Source organism: Labilibacter marinus (genome assembly GCF_001659685.2).
Lineage (GTDB): Bacteria > Bacteroidota > Bacteroidia > Bacteroidales > Marinilabiliaceae > Saccharicrinis > Saccharicrinis marinus.
On the sequence record NZ_LXYE02000034.1, the window covers coordinates 89,588 to 111,734 of the forward strand.

At 36.5% G+C, this 22,147-nt stretch carries 17 protein-coding genes; 10 read left to right on the plus strand and 7 right to left on the minus strand.

The features are described 5' to 3' along the window. Positions 1-9 precede the first annotated feature (9 nt). Complete coding sequence (locus A8L32_RS14005) at positions 10-390, minus strand: hypothetical protein (protein WP_066631406.1); 381 nt, start codon at positions 388-390, stop codon at positions 10-12. A 497-nt stretch (positions 391-887) separates the two neighbouring features. Between A8L32_RS14005 and A8L32_RS14010 the strand changes: the two genes are divergently transcribed. The 3 genes from A8L32_RS14010 (at position 888) to A8L32_RS14020 (ending at position 5,113) form a co-directional block, all read left to right on the plus strand. Next, positions 888-1,352 carry a YkgJ family cysteine cluster protein gene (locus tag A8L32_RS14010; RefSeq protein WP_066631407.1) on the plus strand — a complete coding sequence of 155 codons (465 nt, stop codon included), beginning with the start codon at positions 888-890 and terminating at the stop codon, positions 1,350-1,352. Positions 1,353-1,366: 14 nt separating this feature from the next. Then, complete coding sequence (locus A8L32_RS14015; protein WP_066631408.1) at positions 1,367-1,729, plus strand: DUF1801 domain-containing protein; 363 nt, start codon at positions 1,367-1,369, stop codon at positions 1,727-1,729. 330 nt (positions 1,730-2,059) lie between these two features. Then, complete coding sequence (locus A8L32_RS14020; RefSeq protein ID WP_066631409.1) at positions 2,060-5,113, plus strand: VPS10 domain-containing protein; 3,054 nt, start codon at positions 2,060-2,062, stop codon at positions 5,111-5,113. 119 nt (positions 5,114-5,232) lie between these two features. Here A8L32_RS14020 and A8L32_RS14025 read toward each other — a convergent pair whose 3' ends face one another. Genes A8L32_RS14025 through A8L32_RS14050 form a run of 6 tightly spaced genes read right to left on the minus strand, consistent with a single transcriptional unit; the run spans position 5,233 to position 13,351 of the window. Continuing rightward, complete coding sequence (locus tag A8L32_RS14025) at positions 5,233-6,309, minus strand: glycoside hydrolase family protein (RefSeq protein WP_066631573.1); 1,077 nt, start codon at positions 6,307-6,309, stop codon at positions 5,233-5,235. 5 nt (positions 6,310-6,314) lie between these two features. Next, positions 6,315-7,745: a sulfatase family protein gene (locus tag A8L32_RS14030; RefSeq protein ID WP_066631410.1), complete on the minus strand. Its 1,431-nt coding sequence runs from the start codon at positions 7,743-7,745 to the stop codon at positions 6,315-6,317. Between the two features lies 1 nt (position 7,746). Then, positions 7,747-8,850: a glycoside hydrolase family protein gene (locus A8L32_RS14035; RefSeq protein ID WP_066631411.1), complete on the minus strand. Its 1,104-nt coding sequence runs from the start codon at positions 8,848-8,850 to the stop codon at positions 7,747-7,749. Next, positions 8,850-10,130, minus strand: coding sequence for a glycoside hydrolase family 117 protein (locus A8L32_RS14040; protein WP_066631413.1), 1,281 nt, complete (start codon positions 10,128-10,130; stop codon positions 8,850-8,852). The genes A8L32_RS14035 and A8L32_RS14040 overlap by 1 nt, the downstream gene beginning before the upstream one ends. Before the next feature lie 20 nt (positions 10,131-10,150). After that, on the minus strand, positions 10,151-11,452 hold the full coding sequence (locus tag A8L32_RS14045) for an alpha/beta hydrolase family protein (protein ID WP_066631415.1): 1,302 nt from the start codon (positions 11,450-11,452) through the stop codon (positions 10,151-10,153). A 60-nt stretch (positions 11,453-11,512) separates the two neighbouring features. After that, the gene (locus A8L32_RS14050) at positions 11,513-13,351 is read right to left on the minus strand and encodes an FAD-dependent oxidoreductase (protein WP_066631417.1); all 1,839 of its coding nucleotides are present in this window, start codon (positions 13,349-13,351) and stop codon (positions 11,513-11,515) included. Positions 13,352-13,533: 182 nt separating this feature from the next. Between A8L32_RS14050 and A8L32_RS14055 the strand changes: the two genes are divergently transcribed. The 7 genes from A8L32_RS14055 to A8L32_RS14085 all read left to right on the plus strand — a co-directional run bounded on the left by A8L32_RS14055 (position 13,534) and on the right by A8L32_RS14085 (position 22,114). Beyond that, the gene (locus tag A8L32_RS14055) at positions 13,534-14,775 is read left to right on the plus strand and encodes a hypothetical protein (protein WP_066631419.1); all 1,242 of its coding nucleotides are present in this window, start codon (positions 13,534-13,536) and stop codon (positions 14,773-14,775) included. A gap of 40 nt (positions 14,776-14,815) precedes the next feature. Further along, positions 14,816-16,168, plus strand: a complete 1,353-nt coding sequence (locus A8L32_RS14060; RefSeq protein WP_083631341.1) for a sensor histidine kinase — start codon at positions 14,816-14,818, stop codon at positions 16,166-16,168. A gap of 122 nt (positions 16,169-16,290) precedes the next feature. Further along, on the plus strand, positions 16,291-16,824 hold the full coding sequence (locus tag A8L32_RS14065) for a hypothetical protein (protein WP_143525107.1): 534 nt from the start codon (positions 16,291-16,293) through the stop codon (positions 16,822-16,824). Positions 16,825-16,848: 24 nt separating this feature from the next. Beyond that, a complete protein-coding gene (locus A8L32_RS14070; RefSeq protein WP_066631424.1) occupies positions 16,849-17,301 on the plus strand; it encodes a hypothetical protein in 453 nt (150 codons plus the stop codon). A gap of 63 nt (positions 17,302-17,364) precedes the next feature. Then, a complete protein-coding gene (locus tag A8L32_RS14075) occupies positions 17,365-19,116 on the plus strand; it encodes a DUF5060 domain-containing protein (protein WP_066631425.1) in 1,752 nt (583 codons plus the stop codon). 200 nt (positions 19,117-19,316) lie between these two features. Further along, positions 19,317-19,694, plus strand: coding sequence for a hypothetical protein (locus tag A8L32_RS14080; RefSeq protein ID WP_143525108.1), 378 nt, complete (start codon positions 19,317-19,319; stop codon positions 19,692-19,694). 152 nt (positions 19,695-19,846) lie between these two features. Beyond that, entirely contained in the window at positions 19,847-22,114 is a 2,268-nt protein-coding gene (locus A8L32_RS14085; protein ID WP_066631428.1) for a TonB-dependent receptor domain-containing protein, read from the plus strand. Positions 22,115-22,147: the final 33 nt, after the last annotated feature.

Below are 22,147 nucleotides of genomic sequence, written 5' to 3' on the forward strand. Positions count from 1 at the left end.
TAGTTTAAATTACTTTCTATTATTAAAATAATATGACTTGTTATTTAGTATAAGTATGTATAGTCTACTGATAGAAAATATGAAAAATGAAAGCAGCGAGCAGATAATAACTACTCGTAAACCACCAGCTAATTGCTGACCAGTAATACTTCCGATGGTAAGTTTTTTTAATGAGTCAAAGGCTATGATCATTCCAATAGCTTTTCCAAAGCAACCCCATGCCACAATAAACCAGCCGTAATTTGAAATTAATTTACTCAGTACTTCTAGCTGGCTTTTAGTCCGAAGTGCTTTTATAAAATAGTAAGTGATTACAATTAATACAAATACCATAGGGTAAGTAAAGGCAGCTCCACCTTCATTTAGTTTCTCAATTATTTGTGAAATCATCAAGTATAAAATTATTTGTTAATAGTAATACCAATATTCCATTGAAATGAGCCTTACAATTTCATTCTTTCACGTTTATTTCATCGTTAAAAAATATCGACGTAGCTATGGCTACGTCGATATTTTTCGTCTTGATTAACCGCAAAAATTCTAAAATTATTTAACCCTCATCTCAATATAAAATTGGTATAATATGATTTGTTTAATGCTTCACAAATATATTTTTCGGGCTTGATGATTTTATAAATATGCGATGTAGGAATGTTTTATAGGTGGTTTTAACCTTTTATGATTAGTTATTGAAAAATGAGGGTTAATTCTGTATTTCGTCTCTAATTTTTTCCTCTTCTTAAAATAAGGATGCAAAAAGCTATATTATCCTTTTAAAACTTATACTTTTGCGACGTATACATTATAGGTTCATATCTTACGGAAGTTTCATATTTGCGTTAATGTTATATAAGTTTTTATCAACATTACGTAAACATTAAACAAGGATGGATTTAGAGATTGACCTAAAAAGGATTGATGCATTAAGTAAGCAAAGAAGAGAAGAAAATATCGAGTTTAGATTTTATTTGGAAGGTCAGGATGTTGAAAAAATAGACAACATTGTTCATAGACTAAATGATGAAATTAGTTCCAAGATTGATTGTGTAGAATGTGGGAATTGCTGTTTAAACATTAGACCCGCAGCAGACGAAATGGTACTAGCCCGTTTTGTAAAGGACGAAGATATTGAGAAGGTAAAGTATGTTTGGGGGTTTGCTTGTAAAAATTTGGATGGTAAAAAATGTACCATTTACCAAGATAGGTATCACGAATGTAGAGATTTTCCTTATTTAGATACCGATGATTTTATTCACAGAGTGCATGGAGTGGTACAAAATTACGAGATATGTCCCATTGTTTTTAACGTGTACGAGCGTTTGAAAACAGAATTAGCTTGGAAGAGAAAATAAAAAAATCGTGATAAATGGAATTAAGTACATTCTATTTAAATACCAATGAGCCCAGCAGAAGTTGTCTGTTGGCTTTGCGAGATATTATTCTTGCACAAGATGAAAATGTCTCTGAAACCATAAAATACGGGATGCCTTGTTTTTGCTATAAAAATAAGATGTTCTGCTTTTTATGGACCGATAAAAAAACACATGAGCCTTATATTTTAATGGTAGAAGGTAAGCACCTTAACTATTCCCAATTAGAAAGCGGAAATAGAACGCGTACAAAAATACTTAGGGTAAATTCCAACCAAGATATTCCCATAGACCTTATTCGTAGCATCTTAAAATCTGCCATTGATTTATATAAAAATGGCACCATTAAAACCAAATAATAGATTCGCCATTTTTCGTCGAATTTAAACTCTTCATCTTTTATAAATAATCGGCGTTCATTTTGATGGATTTTATAGAGATGCCTATTTTCCTTAGCTTTTACCTTAGCTGTCCAGTTATTATCCAGTGATATTTATAACTATATCAAGAATCACCTACGTATATCTACGAAAATTTACCACTATGTTTTTTGAAATGATTGCAATATTGTTTCTGTAAATAATAGTGTGATAACCTCTACTATTTGGAGGTGTAAGAAGTAATAGAATATGTGAGCTGATTATCTCTCTTTTCTGTTACTAGTTGTCATTTGGAAAATAACAATTAACATGAAAAAACTACAAGTAGGCATTCAGTTAAAAACAATCGTGTTTTTATGTGCCATTTTAATCCAAAGCACGGTTGGTTTTGCTCAATTTTTTGAAAAGTTAAAAACAGAGCGCGTTGAATCTGGAAATACCATTATGTGGGATCAGGTATCGCCTGGTAATTCAGGGTTTGCTAACCTTTTGCGTTATCACCCAACTATCCCCGAAAAGGTAGCTTTTTGTCAGGATATGTGGAATCATTACCAGAGTGATGATAACGGAGAGCGCTGGTATAGCACAAAAGACCCTGATGGAGATAACTCTTTTGGGCGAATGTTGGATATCGAGTTTTCTGTCAGTAATCCTAAATTATCAATCGCTATTGCTACTTCTGAGCTTTGGATGTCAACAGATACAGGGCGTACATTTACTCCGGTGACAAATTGTGCTTGGTACGATAATGATTCAGAAGGTAGAGATCAACAAGGATGGAGAAAGAAAGTGGCAGCAGTAGCCATTGATCCTAATGATGCAGATATCTGGTTTGTAGCGGGAGGTTCTAATGTTCGTGGTCAAGATTGGATGTCGTGCTATCAGGATGTAAACAAAGATAATCCTCGTGGTAAAACTGCACTTAACGAAGGTAAACTATGGCGAACAACCAATGCAGGTGCAAATTGGACTTTGGTGAATTCAGGTTTAAATGCAGCCGCCCAAATAGGACGAATTGTAGTTAATCCTAAAAACTCGCAACAAGTTTTTGCATCCTCAAATTATGGTGTCTATAAGTCTACTAATGGAGGAACAAGCTGGACACAGGTTACCGATGGTCAGTTAGATAATGATATTATTATGGATATGGATTATTACTATGATGAAACGTCGGGTAAGTTCATTCTATATGTTATTGATCAGGTACATTATTTACCAAATGGAACTTCAACAAAGTGTACAGGTGGTATTTATCGTTCAGATGACGAAGGAGCAAACTGGGTTAAAATGAATGGTAACTTAGGTTTAAATATTGGTCGTTTAACAGGTGGTGTACCTAATAATTACTACAAGTATATTGCTAAATGGTTAGATATTACTGAGGCGGTGGCTAAATCAACTTATCCATCACTTCCAACAGAAGCATTGCAGTATTTTAATATGTTGAGTACTGACCCAAGTAGAGAAGGAGCTTTATACATCGGTTTTGCCGATCCACAGGTAGCCAACTCAATTATGCCAGGTCGTTTATGGACTACGAGCAATAATGGCGAAAAATGGATTAATACTGCGCGTTTGTATGAAGATGCTTGGGAAAGAGATAAAGCTTACTGGGAAGAAAGAGGAAATCCGTGGGAAGAAAATATGGTAGTTGGACATGCTTCTCCGCATATGCGTTTTGGTACCGATTATGCTTTACGTTCAATGCGTGGTTTAGATGTTGGTGTTAATGGTAGCGTAATGATTATTTCTGATCATAGTACCATGTTAAGTACCGATCATGGTGCTACTTGGCAACAAATGGATGAGGAATATACTCCTTCGGGCGCTATTGTTGGACGAGGAAATAGTAACCTACCAGGATTAACCATTGCTCAGGATAAACGTAAAGAGACAACCTTGCTTGGTTCTGGAGAGCATTACCTTTGGATTCCAACCGATGATAGTCCTGATGAAAGACAAGCGATTAAGTTTATTGAAAGTACTCAGCCCAGCGTGAGTTGTTTGGCTTATGATCCTTTTAATGTGGATATTGTATATTCAACGTCAAGTAGACAAGAGAATAAGCAGGATATTTTCAGAAGTAATGATAGAGGTGAGAATTGGGAGAATTATGGAGTGGCTACTCCTGCGACTAATAAGTGGTTAGACGATTTTTATACCAATGGTTTAATCATCGACCCTACCAATAATCAGTACATGTATCATGGTATTACTAAAATAGTTGATGCATCCAAAGGAACACAAGGCGGGTTCTTTTACTCCAATGATTATGGAAAAACTTTCCGCCAAAGTAACAGTGGTTTACCTTCACCGGCAAGAATAAACGATATCAAGTTTGATCCTCGCGATCATAGCAATGAATCCTTATTTATTGCGGCCGAAAATTATGAGTTTACTTATAACTTACCGCAAGCGGATGGTGGATTATATCACTCTACAAATAGAGGACAGAGCTGGACTAAAGTAAATACTCCATCTGAAGTAAAAGGAGTTCACTTTATTGAGATTGACCATACCAACCGCATGTATATTACCACTGGTTATAGAGGTGCTGGTGCTGGTGTTTGGTATACCGATGATTTTGGTGATAACTGGACACAAGTATTTGAATACCCAGGAACAGAATGTATTGATGTTTCTCCTTTCGATCATAACTTGATGGTGGTAACATGTAAGTTTATGTCAAAGAATCCTGGCGTTTTTGTAAGCCGCGACCGTGGAGCAACCTGGGCTAAGAGTAATAAGAATATCGTCATTCCTCAGGAAATTGAAGATATTAAGTTTGATATATTAGATGCCAGCAAAATGTGGTTAGCAACTAAAGGAACTGGTTTTTACAGAGGAACTATTGAAAATGGTGATCAAATACAAGTTGTGCAAACATCACCTCAAGTTGCAGAGGCTACAGATGAAACACCAATTCAGTTGAGTGCTTCTATCGTAAATTCAAATTTTGCTGGAGAAAGCATTGTTTGGAAATCAGACAATCCATCGATAGCAACAGTTGATGAAAATGGATTAGTAACTCCAATTAAAGGTGGTTTGGTAAATATTTGGGCAACTACCGCTGATGGTCGTTACTCCGATTTTACTGTGATTACGGTACAAAAAAACGTAAGTGTAGTGGATGGTATAGATGTCAATCGACCTTATGTTTACCCTAATCCAGTAACTAATGAGCTATTTTTAGCTAATATGGATCTTTATTCAGGTGCTGATGTAATTAATGTATCAGGACAGATTATTAAGCAATTTAAGCAACAGGATTCTTTAGATGTTTCTGATTTGACCCCTGGAGTATATTTCTTAAAAGTGAATAGTTTTGAGGAAACTGTATCCTTAAGATTTTTAAAGCAATAGTTATTATTTCCCTTATATGAAAAGCGCTTGTTCCGAAGGTTGGAACAAGCGCTTTTTTATTTATTTATAATTTTCATAATTGAGGGTGACTGAAGCGTAATAAGCTTTCCGTTCTTCTTTTATTTTATCGGTATCTGAACATTAAAGGAATGTAAAACACCATCAGCATCCTTCGTATCAGATGCACAAACTAATGCCACAGGCTTGCCATCTTCCAAATATAACTGTGGACGCTCTAAATGCTCTACTTCTTGAATACCTGTATCAGCCCAATTAATTTTTAAGGTAGATACTAAGGCGTTTTCAGCTAGGTTCCAGTCAAAACCATCTGCCGATTCAAACATAACCAAGGCTCGTCCTTTATCAGTAAATGCACCATGCATATCTTTTACAATGGCTCTATATTTCCCATCTTGGTACCAAATAAATGGATCTTCAGCAGGAAATTCATAACCTTTGGCTTCAAACACAGGTTTATCATATTTGGTAAATGGGCCTGTAGGCGATTCAGATGTTGCCACGCAGTGAACTACTGGACCTCCAGAAATTCTTTTTTTCTTTTTACCTACTGCCTTGTATACCATTAAATAACCTCCATCTGGTCGGCGAGTGACTGACGGATTACTGACCAATAAAGCATCTAAAGCGGTGGAGTCTGCACTGGCATCAACCAAAGGAGTATCAGTTCTTTGCCATGGTCCATTAGGATTGTCTGCAACAGCTACGCCAATGCGCTGGTTGTTGCGGTGTAACCAATTGTACTTTAGTTTACCAGGAGTGCAAGGGTTAATGCCATCGCCAGTATTGCCCATATAGTATAGGTAATATTTCCCATCAAACTTATGAATGGTAGGGTTGTGCGTGCATAAACCATCCCAATATTCAGCTCCGCGAGGAGGTAATGTAACATCCTTAAATTTAAAAGGACCAAACGGACTTTCTGCAACAGCATGTGCAATTTCGGAATGCGTAACCCAGGCCCAGCCTAAATCTTTTTTCCATCTAGAATAATACATGTGGTATAAGCCATCTTCGCCTTTAACGATAGAGCCGCCCCAAATACTCATGGTATCTGATATAAACTTAGATTGAGCTGCTACTTCGCCAAGTTCGATTTTAAATGGACCTTGCTCTTTTGGTGTATTGCAGGCTAATACTAATATTAGACTTACAGCTATTATGATATATCTTACCATATGATCTATTCTTTTAAAAGTTGCTCTTCCCATTTTTCTACAATCTGTTCGTATGAGGCATCGGGAGCTAAACCTCTTTTCTTAAAGCCTTGTTTTAAAAAGTTCTGCGAACCTTCAATCCCCCTTTGAGTGGCTTCTGCAGATTCTGGTATAGCATGCTTCTCCACTTTAGCTATGGTGCTTTTAAGTTGTTTTACTAGTTTGTTTTGAATCTTTTTGTAGGCTGGATTACCCGATAAATTATTTAATTCCTCAGGGTCCTTATCTAAATTAAATAATTCAAACTCGGGTCTTGAATCCGCCATAAACTGATTGTAGGGTGCTCCTAATTCTCCTTTCTCGTGTAAAGCATGATAGAGTGAAAAAGCAGGGTATTGCAGTTTTTTGTACGAAGTAACCTGCATGTAAGGAAGCTCGGGCATACGGTTCCAAATTAATTTATATTGCCCATTGGTAATCGATCTAATATCATCTACTGCATCGCCACATCGTTGTCTGAAACCATATACATACTTCAGTTTTTCTCCACCCAATACATCTTTACCATGCATGTGTTTAGGTATTTTAATATCGGCGTAAGCCAATGAACTAGTGGTTACATCCACTAAACTTATTAAATCATCACGCTCTGTTCCGGCTTTATACTTTTCTGGGTAACGAACAATTAATGGAATAGCTAAACCTCCTTCGTATAACCATTGCTTGTCGCGTAAATGCGGACGTCCATGATCACCAAACAGGAATACAATGGTATTGTCTAATAAACCTTCCTTTTCTAATCTCTCCATGATTTGTCCCACGCGCTTATCGGCAATCTGAACAAACTCTAAATACAAGGCCCAATCCGCTCTGATAAGAGGATGGTCAGGGTAGCATTGTGGTAATGCTACTTTATCAGGATTGATTGGTCTGTCCTCATCATGATGAAAGACACGATGAGGTTCGTGAATTTGAACCTGTGCAAAAAAAGGTTGATCTTTGGCACGTTCTTTCCAGTCTGTGCCATCGAATAGATCAGAACCGATAAAGTTATAATCCTCTTTGCCTTTTTTATTCATGGCATGTGCCCAACCATTGGTACAAAAGTATCCTGCCTCACGGAAGATTTCCATTACTGGAGTAACGCCTTCTGGCAAATCTTTTTTCTCCATGGTGCGATGGTTCAGGCAATTGATAGTACTTGGATACATTCCTGTAATTTGAGAGGAACGACTAGCTGAACAAACAGGAGCATTAGAATAGGCATTGTTAAATTTTACGCCATCCTTGGCCAACTGATCCATATGAGGAGTATATACATCAGGATTACCATAACAAGCTACCTCTCTGCCTAAATCATCACAATTAATCCAAATAACATTAGGCTTTTGTTGTGCTTGCATTTGCATTAATCCTATCCACAGGAAAGCAAGCGTTATGATTGTTTTGGTTTTCATGTTAGTTATACGTTTTAGTTATTTTAAGAGGAATTTGAACATTGAAAGAATGTCTAACTTTATTTTCGTCCAAGGTGTCAGCAGCACATAGTAGTGCTACAGGCTCTCCGTTTTCCATAAAAACTTGTGGACGCTCCAAATGCGTAAACTGTTGTGTTCGGCCATCTTCCCATGTGAATATGCGCTCCGAAATTTCAAAATTCTTGGCTTTATTCCAGTTGATACCATCTTCAGAATCGTAATGAACCAAAGAGAAAAGTCTCTTTTTGCCTTCGTGGCGAATTCTTTTTACAATGGCTCTATATCTTCCTTCCTGATACCAGATATAAGGATCTTCTGCAGGGAAATGCTCACCTTCAAATGTGAAAACTGGGTCTGGGAACTTTTTGAAAGGACCCGTTGGTGTATCGCCAATAGCCACCATATGCACTACCGGACCGTAATTAGGGGCAGGTGTTTTTTTGCCTACCGCTTTGTAAACCATTAAAATTTTCCCATCCGTCATCAGACAAACAGAAGGGTTAGAGGTCATCGCTGCATCATATGCTAAACTATCTCCATAAGTAATATCAAGTACCGGTTTATCAAATCGTTTCCATGGACCATTGGGGTCATCCGCTACAGCTACACCAATACGCTGATTGTTTCTATGTACCCAGTTAATGCGGTGTTTGCCAGGAACCCCCACTATTTTACCATCGCCTGTATTACCCATATGGTATAAATAGTACTTTCCGTTGAATTTATGGACGGTAGGATTGTGGGTACACATACCATCCCAATATTCAGCACCACGAACGGGTAAAGCCACATCTTTAAACTCAAAAGGTCCAAAAGGTGAATTTGAAACGGCATGAGCAATCTCTGAGTGAGAAACCCAAACCCAGCCTGGAGCTTTAGGCCAACGCGAATAAAACATATGATATAGACCATCTTCACCTTTGACTAATGATCCGCCCCAATGACTTAAGCTATCACCTCCCGAAAAAACAGAAGTTTTAGATACTTTTTTAAACTCTATTTTATAATCGGGACTTGTATTAGGTTGTTGTGTACATGACATGATGCTTATAGCCATGAATAAAATAAATGCAATGTTTTTCATTAGTTCTGTTCTTTTAGATTTTTATTTTCTGATTTAATTCTGTCTAACTGTTTTTTGTTTAGGCCTTGTTTGTAGTAAATATCAATATCTTGCCATATGCCGGTTTTTTTCATATACGGGTCATCCACATCTAAACTTAAATCGCAATCGAAACGTGCCAGAATGGAATGCTGATTTACACCATATTTACCTGCATTAATAAAATGGCAAAGTCCCCAGGTAATTCCTCTACCATCTGTTGTATTAGTAAAAGCATCCGGAACAAAAGGGCCTGTAGCTACAGGAACCATTTCGGTAATGGAAGCTATCTCAAAATTAACCCAGTCTTTTGCATATTGAATTGTAAAATGCTCATTTCCATCCTTAGCCACTAACGCAGCCACACCTTCTTTAAAAGGAAATAATGTAACCTCATGACCTGAGTTTAAAACTGGGTTAAGCGGATGTTTTACAAATGGTCCCATGGGGTCATCGGCAATTGCCAAACCTCCTGCTACCCACACATTGCCAGGACGATTAAAGGCCGATTTGTAATAAATATAAACTTTACCATCGTGCACCAAAGGATAAGGGTCGTGTATGGCATATTGATCCCATGCTCCTTCTTCTCCATTTTCAATTACAGCACCTTTTACCGGAATCCAAGGACCGTCTGGAGAATCTGAATAAGACATGGCTACTGGGCAGTAATCACCTGATTTACCGCTGGCTTCCATAAAGCCTTGGTAGTACAGGTAGTATTTGTTTTTAAATTTTAAGATATCTGTAGTAGATACCGAACGCCAACCTACTTCTGGTTTTGGTGGGCGAGGGACTGCAACACCCTGTTCTTCCCATGTAAATCCATCTTCACTAGTAGCGTACCAAATTTCGCATAAATCCCAATCGGTTGACGGAATAGTATCGTTACTTTTATGTGCATTTTTGGCACCAACAGGAATGGTAGAAGTATTACGATAAGTATACCATACATAGTATTTTCCGTTTTCGAAGATAACTTTAGATGGGTCGCGACGTGTAATAGTGCCATCATGGTTGCTATAATCTAGACCTTTAATTTCGGTATATTTAAATTGAGAATAAAGTTCATTATCTCTAGGATGAATAGCACTGTAGTTTTTAAAACTACGTTGCATAGCAGCACTCATTTTTCGTTGCTGTGTTTCTTTGGTAATTGTATATGGAAATGAATCATCAGGTTCTGATGGCTTATTCTCACTGACTTGCGTGCATGAAATAATAAGGACTAATAAAAGCAATAGGTAGCTTAGTTTTTTCATATTTAGATATTTATGGTGATTTAGTTTATAGAATCGTTTATTCTAATGAGTTCTTGATACCATTCTCGGAGTGCGAGTGTGGAGGGGCGATTGTCCAGAAACATAGCAGTAGCATGGGCATTCAGGTTTGAACTAGCAAAGGTGGCTTTTACCCCAGTTTCTTTCAACATGCTTTTTAGTTCCTCCTTGTTGTTATCTGTCATAAAATAACTGCCTTTAAACTTTTGCAAGCGTTCCTTTGCTTCATTTATATTTGCTTTGCCCCAGCCATCTCCGTCGTAGTGCTGACAAGCATGTAAACCTTTCCACATAGAAGCAATAGTATCATTTCTTAAGCCGATAAAACCGCAAGCAATAGCACCTCTGGAAAAACCTGTTAGAATAAGTCTGTCTTTATCCCCACCAAAGTTTTTAATGATTTCATTCACCGTTTCGATGGTTAAATCTGCGGTGTGATTGGGATTGCCCCAGCCATTCTCCGTAATTTGATTGATCACATTATCCACAAAGGGCATACTCACCCAAATAGCACCATTGCCTTTGCTCATGCCATAACCGATGGTACAAGCTTCTGGTCGTCCTGTTGAATAGCAGTCTTTAGTAAACCAAATGTTGCCTGGGAATTCAACTACCACAGGATACTTTTTACCTGCTTGCCAATCCTTGGGTAAATATAAAGCCACGTATTTTTCAGAGTCCTTAATGCTTGCTGTTTGGTATTGCACCCTTTTGCCAGCAGCAGCTTGTTCATATGTTATATCAGGTAATTCTAATTTTCCTGCGGGCATCTGCCATTGGGGTAATTTGCCTTTTTTAATAAGATTACTAACCCGAAGTTTTGAACCCACTTGAGGGTTAACCAACATCACCTGAATTTTATCGATAAAATTGGGATTGATAAGCGGTGTACCATCTGGGAAAGTATCTCGCAAATTACATTGAAGCGTCTTAGTTTCGCCTACTTCAATTTTTTCACTTGCCGATACAGCATCCCAGCCTTTGCCTGCTTTAATCCAAAATAATACCTCGATTGGAGATGTTCCTGTATTGGTAAATTGTGCTTCAATAAATTCAGAGGTGTTTAAATTCCAGCCTCCTTGGGGGGCAGGTATCGTGCACCATGTATTTCTCGCTTTAGCGGATGAAGTGATATACAGCGTTTTATTCTCGGTACTTTGTTGCATCTCGGCCTTCATGCCCCTTGAATCAGCTAAAACACGTCCTACGTTTATATGATGCCATAACTCTTCCTCTGTTGTTTTAGTCTGACATCCCGTAAGGATAATTAGGCAAATGGGTATATATAAAATATACTTGAACATAGATTATTTTTGATGGATTTAGTATTTAAGTTAAGCTGCTAATAAAGTTAACTTTAAAGGTTAATTTCCATTCAATATATCTTTCAATTCTTCCAAATGTTTTTCGTAAACACCTCTTGGGTCTGTGTTGTGCTGAATGGCCAAGCTTGCTGCATAACCTACCACTTCGCCCATTAAACCAGTTGTTCGCATTACACGAGTAGATCCGAAACCAACGTGGGTAGTACTAATATTTCTACCCGCCATAAAAAGGTTGTTGATATTACGAGAATACAAACAACGGTAGGGCACATGAGCAGGTTTTGCTCTTTTATGTACTGCTTTAGATAAAAAGGCATTTTCGTTAAAGTGTTTACTGTTTTCGTCTTGTGGGTAATGCAAATCGATGGACCAAGTGGTTGGTATAAAAGCATCCTTCTGTCTAGGGTTGGTATGATTTCGATCCATCTCGCTAAAAATATAATCACCCATTAATCTTCTCGATTCGCGTTTTCCGCCAATATAGCCTACCCAGTCTAACTTATAATGACTGTATTTATCTTTTAAATTATTTTTTAAATACGACCAGTTACCATATACCGCTCTGAAGTTGTGGTCACGTATTTCTTCCGCTTGACTCAGTGCATCAAAATTATTAAAACCCGTTTCCCAAAACCATTCTGATGTAGCTCCATCTAAAAAGTATTCATCTGTAAATTGCAGTGCCCAAGGTGTTTTTGGAAATGTAGAGGCCTCTTCAAATTTGGATGCATGCCACATATTTGAGGTTCCTAAACAAAATGTATCTGCTGTATCGCGAGCCAACGATTCTCCCGTTTTAGCTTTACTTTCTCTTCCATATCTATAATCAGCTCCCGCCGCATACCCTATGGTTCCATCTCCAGTGCAGTCCACAAAAAAACGACCTTCAAAACGTAATTCTTCATTGGTAGATATATGACGAGCAATAACTGCTTTTATCTTTTGCTCATCCATCTCTACATCATAGGCATGCATATTTAAAAACAGATCTATATTTTTTTCAAAATTAACCACACTTTCCTTACGCTTGTCTCCGTATTTTTTTCCGTCTATGTTAGCGTTGTGTGGATCTCCATTATCCAACTCGCGAACAATTCTACCCAAAGCAGCATAATCATTCTCACGGTCGATAAAACCCATCAGGTGCACTCTTATCTCTGAACTATTATTACCGCCTAATACCGGTCGGTTTTGTATAAGGGCTACTTTTAATCCGCTTCGTGATGCTGTTATAGCCGAGCAAAGTCCTGCCATACCACCACCAATAACAACTAAATCGTATTTGCCCTTAGTTTCAGGATTATTGTTTAAACCCAATAGTTTTTTTCTCCAAGGGTTCATTGTTTCCAAATCATTTGGCGGAACATCTTTTTTACTACTGGTAAAATAAATGGCATCACACCTTCCTGCAAAACCACTTAAATCGTTTAAGCTGATAGAAACCTTTTCAGGCTCATCAATTTGAATGGTACCTCCACTATACCATTGCCAGCCTGTTTTGCCACTGGCGCCAAAAGTGTTTTTATAGTTACTTCCAATTTTTAGTTCAAATTCTCCTGGGCCAACAGGGAATGGAGCCCAATCTTTGGTTCGTACCCAAATATGATATTTACCTTTGGCAGGAAAACTGACTTGAGTTTTGGCCTCTTTTACTATTTCGCCCATACCGTGAGCTAGTAAGTAAGAAGAGCCCATAATATCAAAATATTGTTGATCTACTTTCCAACCACCTTTATTACTGAAAGATTCAGCTTCTACTAAAAGCTTTTTTTGTGCATTAAGTGATGGGGAGAATAATATCATCACTACAATTAATAAAGGTAATATAAATGGAATGATTTGAGATGATTGTCTTAGGTGTACAAGATGATTTTTCATGATAGATAAAATTGTAGATTATTGTTTCTTGCTTACTTGTATAAAGCTATTGAATGGTTTGATTTCTATTTTAAAATTATGGAATAATGAGAAAATATCTCCATCTTAGCCTGTTCAATACTAAATCAAATAAATGAACAACTTAACTTGCAGATTAAGTGAGGTTTGTGTTTGGCTGAAAAATGGATATTAATAAAAAGAACAAGGCATTTCAAGAACAAATATTAAGGCAAACAGAGAAAAAGTTTGGTAGGGGAAAAAGGCATGTTTGGAAGAATCGAGATTTTGAAGATTTAAGTCATGCAATCCATATTAAAACAAAAGTGCTAATTAGTGTAGCTACTTTAAAACGTTTATTTGGTAAGGTTAAAACCCCTGATGATTATTCTCCGCAGCAAAGTACATTAGATGCATTAATCAATTATACAGGGTATGACCCTAATACCTCAAAAAATAAAAGCAGTAATAAAAAGCTACTTGTTATTATATTAGGAGTAATTGTATTGATGTTTACCATAGCGGCATTGACTTTGTATTTTGTAGCTAAACCATTTGTAAATAAATCGGAACAGGTTACGTTAAAAGGTAAACTGTCATTGATAAAAACGGAGGGCACTTGTCCTACAACTGCATATTTTAATTTGGAATTGCCACAAACAAGAGATAGCATCTTTGTAAATTTTGGGGATTTGTCGCCCTTGAAAACGGTAAATGGACTTGAAACTATTTCGCATTTTTATGCTTTCCCTGGACAATTTGTGGCACGATTACGAACAAAAAATCAAGCTTTAGCGCGTTCTAATAAAATATTAGTGCCGACGAATGGTTGGCAGTCCTTCGCGTATTATTTCGACAAAGACAATAGAGAAAGATATTATCCAATTCCAATGGAAAAGGGTATAAAGGATGGTGTTTTTCATGTAGAACCACGTACTATTGCTTCAATAGGTATTGATACTACCCAAATTGTATCTGTACGAGTAGATAATTACCAAAGAACCGATATAAACGGAGATTCATTTGATTATTTCGCTAGGATAAAAAGTAGCTTGTTTTGGCCAGCTATACGATGTTATTCCACTTTTATTACCATTGAGGGAGCATTGGGTAAGGTACAGTTTAAATTTATGACCGAAGGTTGTAGTACTTATGGCTCATACATTCTTAGCGAGATTAAAAAAAGTGGTTCGGATAGCGATCTGAGTAATTTTATAGTTGGACGAAACCAATGGTTGGATGTTCGAATAAAAAACGAAGATAAAAATGTTCAGGTTTTGGTAAACGATGAGGAGGTTTTTGTAGGAAATTACAATAAGTCTATTGGTGATATTATTGGAACAACCATTGAATTTCATGGAAGTGGCTTTGTTGATAAGGTAAAGTTAAGTGCAGGAGAAGAGTGTATTTTCGAAGGCGATTTTTAATAACCATTTATATATAGTGTTTACATCAAATTACAATTTAATGACAAAGTTCGAGTCTGTAAGAAATAAAGTTTTCGGCAATACAGATTTTATTACAACCGAAAGGTATTTTGTATCCGTGACTACATTAGTTACGGCTATATTTTTGGCTATATTATGTGTGGTACATATCTTGGTAGGTCTTAATTTACAACCTGTATATTTCGTTATGGGATGTTCTCTAACTCTATTTGTCTTATATTATTTAGTCAGATTTAGAAACATTGTACTTCTTCCAAAAATAATCATGACGGTGGTTGGATTAATCATGTTGGATATTACATGGTACGTAAAGTATTTATCCAGTGGTCCCGTTTTATTATTTATTTTAATGTTTGGTGCTTTAGTTATATGGGTTTGGGAGGGGCGCAAACTAATGCTTCTGCTGATGTTTTATTTCACCAATATTGCGGTTCTCTTTTATATCGATTTTCATGCTCCGCAAGCCTTACTTAAATACCCAAGTACAGAAGCTAGGAGTATTGATATTTTTGTAAGCATGTTTATGTATTCTGGCTTGTTGGTGTTTCTACTGTTCGTAGTTAAAAAAGAATTTCTTAAGCAAAAAGAAAATGCCGTTACTTCGGATAAATTAAAGTCGGCTTTTTTAGCCAATATGAGCCACGAAATTAGAACACCCATGAATGGAATATTAGGATTTATGGAGTTGCTTAAACTGTCATCGCCTAACGAGGAAGCCCAGAAAGAATATATTGATGTGGTTGAAAAAAGTGGGCATAGAATGTTGAATATTATCAACGATATTATTGATATTTCTAAGGTAGAGTCTGGACAGATGACCGTTCATAGAACGGAGACGAATATTAAAGAATTGTTGGATTATATATATACTTTTTTTCAACCTGAGGCGGCAGCAAAAGATATGAAGCTGTATGTGTTAAATAATTTGCTAAAGGATGAAAGTATCATTTTTACCGATAGAGAAAAAGTATATGCCATTTTCATTAATCTAGTTAAGAATGCCATCAAATATTCTGATACAGGGTTTATTCAGATTGGCTGTGATATGAAGAACGAAACCAATAGTATTCAGTTTTTTGTAAAAGATACAGGCATTGGTATACCAAAAGCAAAACAAACAGAAATATTTAAACATTTTGTACAAGCAGATATTGCTAATATAATGGCAAGGCAAGGGGCTGGTTTAGGTTTATCTATAACCAAAGCTTATGTAAATATGTTGGGTGGTGATATTTGGGTGGATAGCATAGAGGGGAAAGGGTCTACTTTTTATTTTACCTTACCAACAAGTCATGTGGATGTGAAGTCAAACGAAGAATTGATATTAGCTACCAACAATATTAACATTGTAGAAGCGGTATTTTCAAATTGAAACGAATAATGAAAAGTAGGCTTTCTGATGATAAAAAAAGATTATGCGCTATAAGTCTATTTCTTCGAAATAGTAGGCGTAGTTTCTTTTTGTTGTTTAGTATATTTGTTTTAGGCTACGTCTTGGCTCAGAGTAGAACAAATGAATTATCTCAGAATGTTGAATATACAATTATTGATGAAGTTTCGAGCATCAATTGCAAATTGATCTATGAGCAAGACTGCTGTCAGTTAGATAATGAGAATTCAATCAATATACGTCATACGTTAATTTCTAAAGGTGATAATCCTTATTTGCTTTCCGTGAATTCAAAACGGACTAAAGTAAAATTACAATTAGAAATGGATACTTGCTATTTTGTAGAATTTAAAAAAGATTCTACAAACTTCAGAGGATTTCTTAGTTCCCAAAGTAACATGAAAGTTAATGATAGTTGGAAAATTATTATAGACAAAGTAGGAATGAAGTGTATGGATACTAATTACCATAATGCAACTATTTTTCAGGGAAAAGACTCAATAATGCTGAACAAATTGTTTAATGTGAAAATTCTAGAGTTTGATATTGATGAGGATAGCAAAACCGAGATATATTTGTTTTCTTATGTAACTTGTGAAAGTAAATTAAAGATTTATAGAATTATGAGAAGACAATAAATTAATGTATTTAGTTGAAATTATATGATATTTAAAAAATATAGAGGTTTTTTATTTGTTACTGCTTATTATTTAATTGGTATATTTTTAAGTGTAATTACTTATGAAATATTCGGACATCCATACATTCACGCACCAGGATTACATCATATCTTATTCTTGACTTTTATGATAGGAGGTTTTATCTTGACTTTTATTAGCGCTTTCAATTTTGGAGGTAAAAACCATCTGTTTCATAAAGAATCTATAATTGCTCATGGCATTATCTTAGGAGGAGTAATAATATCTTTAGTAATAAGTTTTAAGCTCACTAATCTTAAAAATGAAATATCTAAAGAGAATCAATTACCTTCTTCTATGATAATTAATGTTAATGATTCTATTAAATATGTTGTTAGTGATAGTGACACTGTATATATGATGAAATTTGATAGTATAGTTATAGATAAGATCAATTTACAAATACCTAATAAGTAAGATTAATTACCCTCTTTCTGGAATAAAAAGATATTTTTGGTGTACTTAAATAATTCAAATATCATGATGCGTATTTCTACTTTCCTATTGGTGTTTTTAGTATTGCTTTCAAGTTGCAATACGGGCACGGTTTCTGGTGACCAAACTATTTGGTCAAAACTGAGTATTGACTTTGTTGGGCCAGAAACAAGTGAGAGGGCTCATCCTAACCCATTTACCGATTATCGTTTAGACGTTGAGTTTACCAGCCCAAGTGGCGAGATTTTTAAGGTGCCTGGATTTTATGCTGCCTCCGTAAATACAGCAGAAACTTCGGATTCAATAGGTAATATTTGGCGTGTTAACTTTACGCCAGGCGAAGTGGGGGATTGGAAGTACAAAGCCTCCTTTGTTTCAGGAAAGCATATTGCAGCCCAGCTAATAGGAGGAGAAAGTGCAGGGTATTTTGATGGAACAAAAGGGAAGTTTACGGTTACAGAGGTTAAGCATCCACAGTTAGATTTTAGAAATAAAGGGAAGTTAGAATATGTGGGCGAGCATTATATGAAGTTTAGAGGAAATCAGGAATACTTTTTAAAAGCAGGAGCCAATAGTCCTGAGGTTTTATTGGAGTATAAGGAGTTTGATAATACACCTAGTAATAGAACTTACCCAACGCATATTAACGATTGGCAACAAGGAGATCCAACTTGGCAAGGAGTCAAAGGAAAGGGCATTGTTGGAGCCATTAACTACTTGTCGTCTCTTGGGCTCAATTCGTATTATTTTTTATCGATGAATGCCTATGGAGATGGAAAGAAAGCTTGGCCATGGTTACATCAGGATAGTATTTTTCGTTACGATGTGTCGAAGTTAGCACAATGGGATATATTATTTCAGCACATGAATGCAAAGGGTATTTTGGTGAATATGATATTAACCGAAACTGAAAATGAGGCTTATTTCGAAGAGCTTGAGTTAGGCAGCGCAGAAGGATTTGCCGATAGCAGAAAGATTTATTTTCGCGAGATGGTGGCTCGTTTTGGCTATTTAAATGCCATCAGCTACAGCATTGGTGAAGAGAATGGATGGGATGATAAGCGTAAATATCAGAAAGCCAACTCGGATGAACAACGTAAGCAGTTTGCCGATTACTTGAGAGAGTTATGTTACTACGAGGATTTTATTGGGGTGCACAATGGCCCATCATGGGACAAGCATATATTCCCTGCCTTATACGGACATAAAAGTTACTCGGGACCTTCTTTTCAATGGGATTTTGGTAAGAATATTTATGACGAAATTTTGAGCTTAAGATTAAAATCTGATTCAGCTAAGCATAAGTGGGTGGTAAATTTCGATGAGCCCTATGTTGATCCACAAATGCGCGATGTTGACGAGTGGCGTAAGGATAATGTATGGCCAACTTTTATGGCTGGAGGAGCTGGTATAGAATTGTATATTGGTAAAGGTTTAGATGTAACAGAGCAAGATTTTTATCCATACGAGCAGCATTATAAAACTATGGTTGTGGCCAAAGAATTCTTTAAAAAGCATGTGCCATTTTACGCTATGCAACCTGATACTGCATTTTGTACAAATGCTTTAACACTGCGTAAAAAAGATGAGTTATTTGTGCTGTATGCTTCTCAGAATGTGCCTTTGGAACTTCCGTTACCCGTTGGAAGTTATTCTTTAACTTGGTACAACCCGTTAACGGGAGAGCACGCAGGTAAAGAAGAAAAGATCGAAATTAACCAAGAGGGTATTGTTACTATTGAAGCGCCAGTAAAAATTAAGAATCAGGATTTTGTTGTTATTATAAAGCATCAGTAAAAAGAATAATAAACAAGTTTGTTGGAGTAATCGAGTAACAAAACTTGTAGTGAAACACCTTTTACAATAGAGTGAGCCAAGTATTGTTTTAGTGCTTGGTTTTACTTTATGGTATAAAATTAAAGCTATTCGTTAAACATATTTCGAGCTTTTGAGTTGTTTCCTGTATATTTACAGTGCTAAGTGAAACAACCATCTACTTGAAACAGTCCATTGCCATATTAGCCGTATTACTCTTTATGCTTCCTTCAATAAGCAAGGTGTGGATTATGGTGGATTTTAAAATTCATCAGGACTATATAGCCAAGGTTTTATGTATCAACAAGGATGAACCTAGTAGTGGTTGTAATGGAAAATGTCATTTAAAGGAGCAATTACAAAAAACAGAGGATCAGGACGAAAAAGAAAGTCCTAAAAATATTAAGCAAAACATAGAAATTACTTATTATCCTCCAGAGGAGAAAGCAAACTTATCCACTTGTTTGAGTAATGATTATAAACAATTATTCTGCTATAAAAATAGTTTAAAACGAAGTGATTATAGCAGTCGTTTACTTCGTCCTCCACAGTTTATTTAAGCCAGATTTTATTTGTTAAATACCTAGGGTTTATATGTGTAAACGATAACCCTAACGTGTTGTGCACCTTTGTGTACAAAAAACAGTATTCGTTTAGAGTCTATTTCTTTAGAACTAAATGGATACAAAAACTTACATTAAATCAGCTTAAAATGAATTTCAGAAAAACATTACTGCAATTGTTGTGGGTACTTGTATTTGTGCTTGTTCCTGCAATAACTGCATTCACTCAAAATAAACAACAGGTTCGCTTACTTGATAGAGATAGCGGATTACCCATTCAAGAAGCCACCTTTTCTTATGGCAATCAAAATGGCATTTCAGATGAAACCGGAGCTATATCTTTTTCTTACGAAGAAGGTTTGGTGATGAAACTATCTCATTTAAATTATGGTGTGTGGGAACTAAGTGACGTGCAAGTTCAAACCATGATAAAGCAAAAGGCTTGTTACTGCAAAAGTAAAAATATTGACCTTTATCCTGTTACTGTAATTGCGATGCATGCTAAGCAATCGCCCAACGCAGGAATGAAATTGGGTTATCAGGATAAGATGGCACATGATGGTGCCGAGGTGCTGAATCAACTGCCTGCAATTAATAGCATCAGAAAAAGTGGAAACTACGGTGCCGACCCTGTTTTTAGAGGTTTTAAATACGATCAACTTAATATTGTTATCAATGGGGCACAATCTGCCAGTGCAGCTTGCCCAAACAGGATGGATCCTCCAACGAGCCAAATGGCACCTAATATGCTGGAGCGCGTTGAGGTGTTAAAAGGGCCACACGTATTACGTTACGGAACAGGCTTTGGAGCAACGGTTAATTTTATTCCTCCGCCATTAAAGTTTAGCGATCAAGCCGATGTTTATGGTCGTGCTTCTGCAGGTTACCAAGGCAATGGAGAAGCCATAACTACAGAAGCTCAGCTGGGTTTTAATGGTAAAAAGTACGATGTTAGTTTCTTTGGAGCTTGGGCAGAAGGAAATGATTATAAGGCGGGCAATGGAAATACGATGCAAGGAGATTATCAGCGTGGCAGTTTTGGAACACGACTAGGTTTAAAAGTGGCCAGTAATCAAACGCTACGTTTATCAACAGTATATAATATGGCTCGTGATGTTGACTTTCCTGCTTTGCCGATGGATCTGCGTGAGGATAATACCTGGTTAATCAATGCGCGTCATGATATTCAAATCAATAAGGAGAATCTAAAGTTGTGGAACACTACTGTGTATGCTTCGTTTGTAGATCACTTGATGGACAATTTGTTAAAGCCACTTGATCCTAGAATGATGAATGCTACTACACCAGCAAAAACACATAATTATGGAATGCGCACGGAAGGTTCGTGGCAGTTTACAAATAGTTCTTTGTTCGCAGGTGCAGATTGGCGTTTGGAAAGTGCTGAGGGAACCCGTATTCGTGAGTTCTTGATGGGGCCAAATGCCGGTAAAATTGTAAAAGATAATGCTTGGCAAGAGAGTCAGATTAATAAAATGGGGCTGTTTGGTGAGTATCATATTACGGGTGGTGAAATTAAATATGTTGTATCAACTCGTTTAGAAGTGAACTCTGCACAGGCCAAAGATCCGAGCGATGGTTTTATAGCCCTTTATCCAGAAACAGATGTAACTCAGTTTAATCCAAGTTTTAGTGTGGGAGCATCTAAAAAAGTAAGTGATAAAGCCAAAGTTGGATTATGGCTAGGTAGGGCACAGCGAAGTGCAGGGTTAACAGAACGTTATATCAACTTTTTTCCAGTAGGGCAAGATCCATACGAGATGTTGGGTAATCCAGAGTTAGATGCTGAAAAAAATAACCAACTTGATTTAACCTTTGATTGGGCGACAAATACTAGCAGTATTAATGTGAATGTTTTTGCATCATATATGCAAGATTTTATTTCTTCGGTTATTGAGCCAGATTTGTCACCAGTTATTCCTAATAGCCCAGGTGTTCGCAGGTTTATGAATTTGGACGAGGCTTTTAAAACAGGTTTTGAAATTAACTGGTCGCAACGAATCGCTAAGGGACTGAGTCATCAAATGGGAATAGCTTATACCTATGCTGAGGATTTAGAAAGAGAAGAACCCTTGCCTGAAATAGCTCCTTTAGATTTTAGATATGTACTGCACGGTTCGTATGTAAATGATAGATTACAGCCCACAATTAGTTTTAGACATGTTTTGGAGCAGGATAGAACTTCTGAGGAATATGGTGAGTCTAAAACACCATCTTTTTCATTGGTAGATATAAAATTGGCTTTTCAGGTAACAGATGCTTTTAGAGTAAATGCTGGTGTAAATAATTTGTTTGATGAGAATTATTATGAGCATTTAAGCCGCTCAGTTAGAAGTACACCAAATCCGATTTATGCACAAGGAAGAAACATATTTGCTTCGTTGAGTGTAAGTTTTTAGCAAGGAAATATTTAGATGGAATGAGGGTGTTCT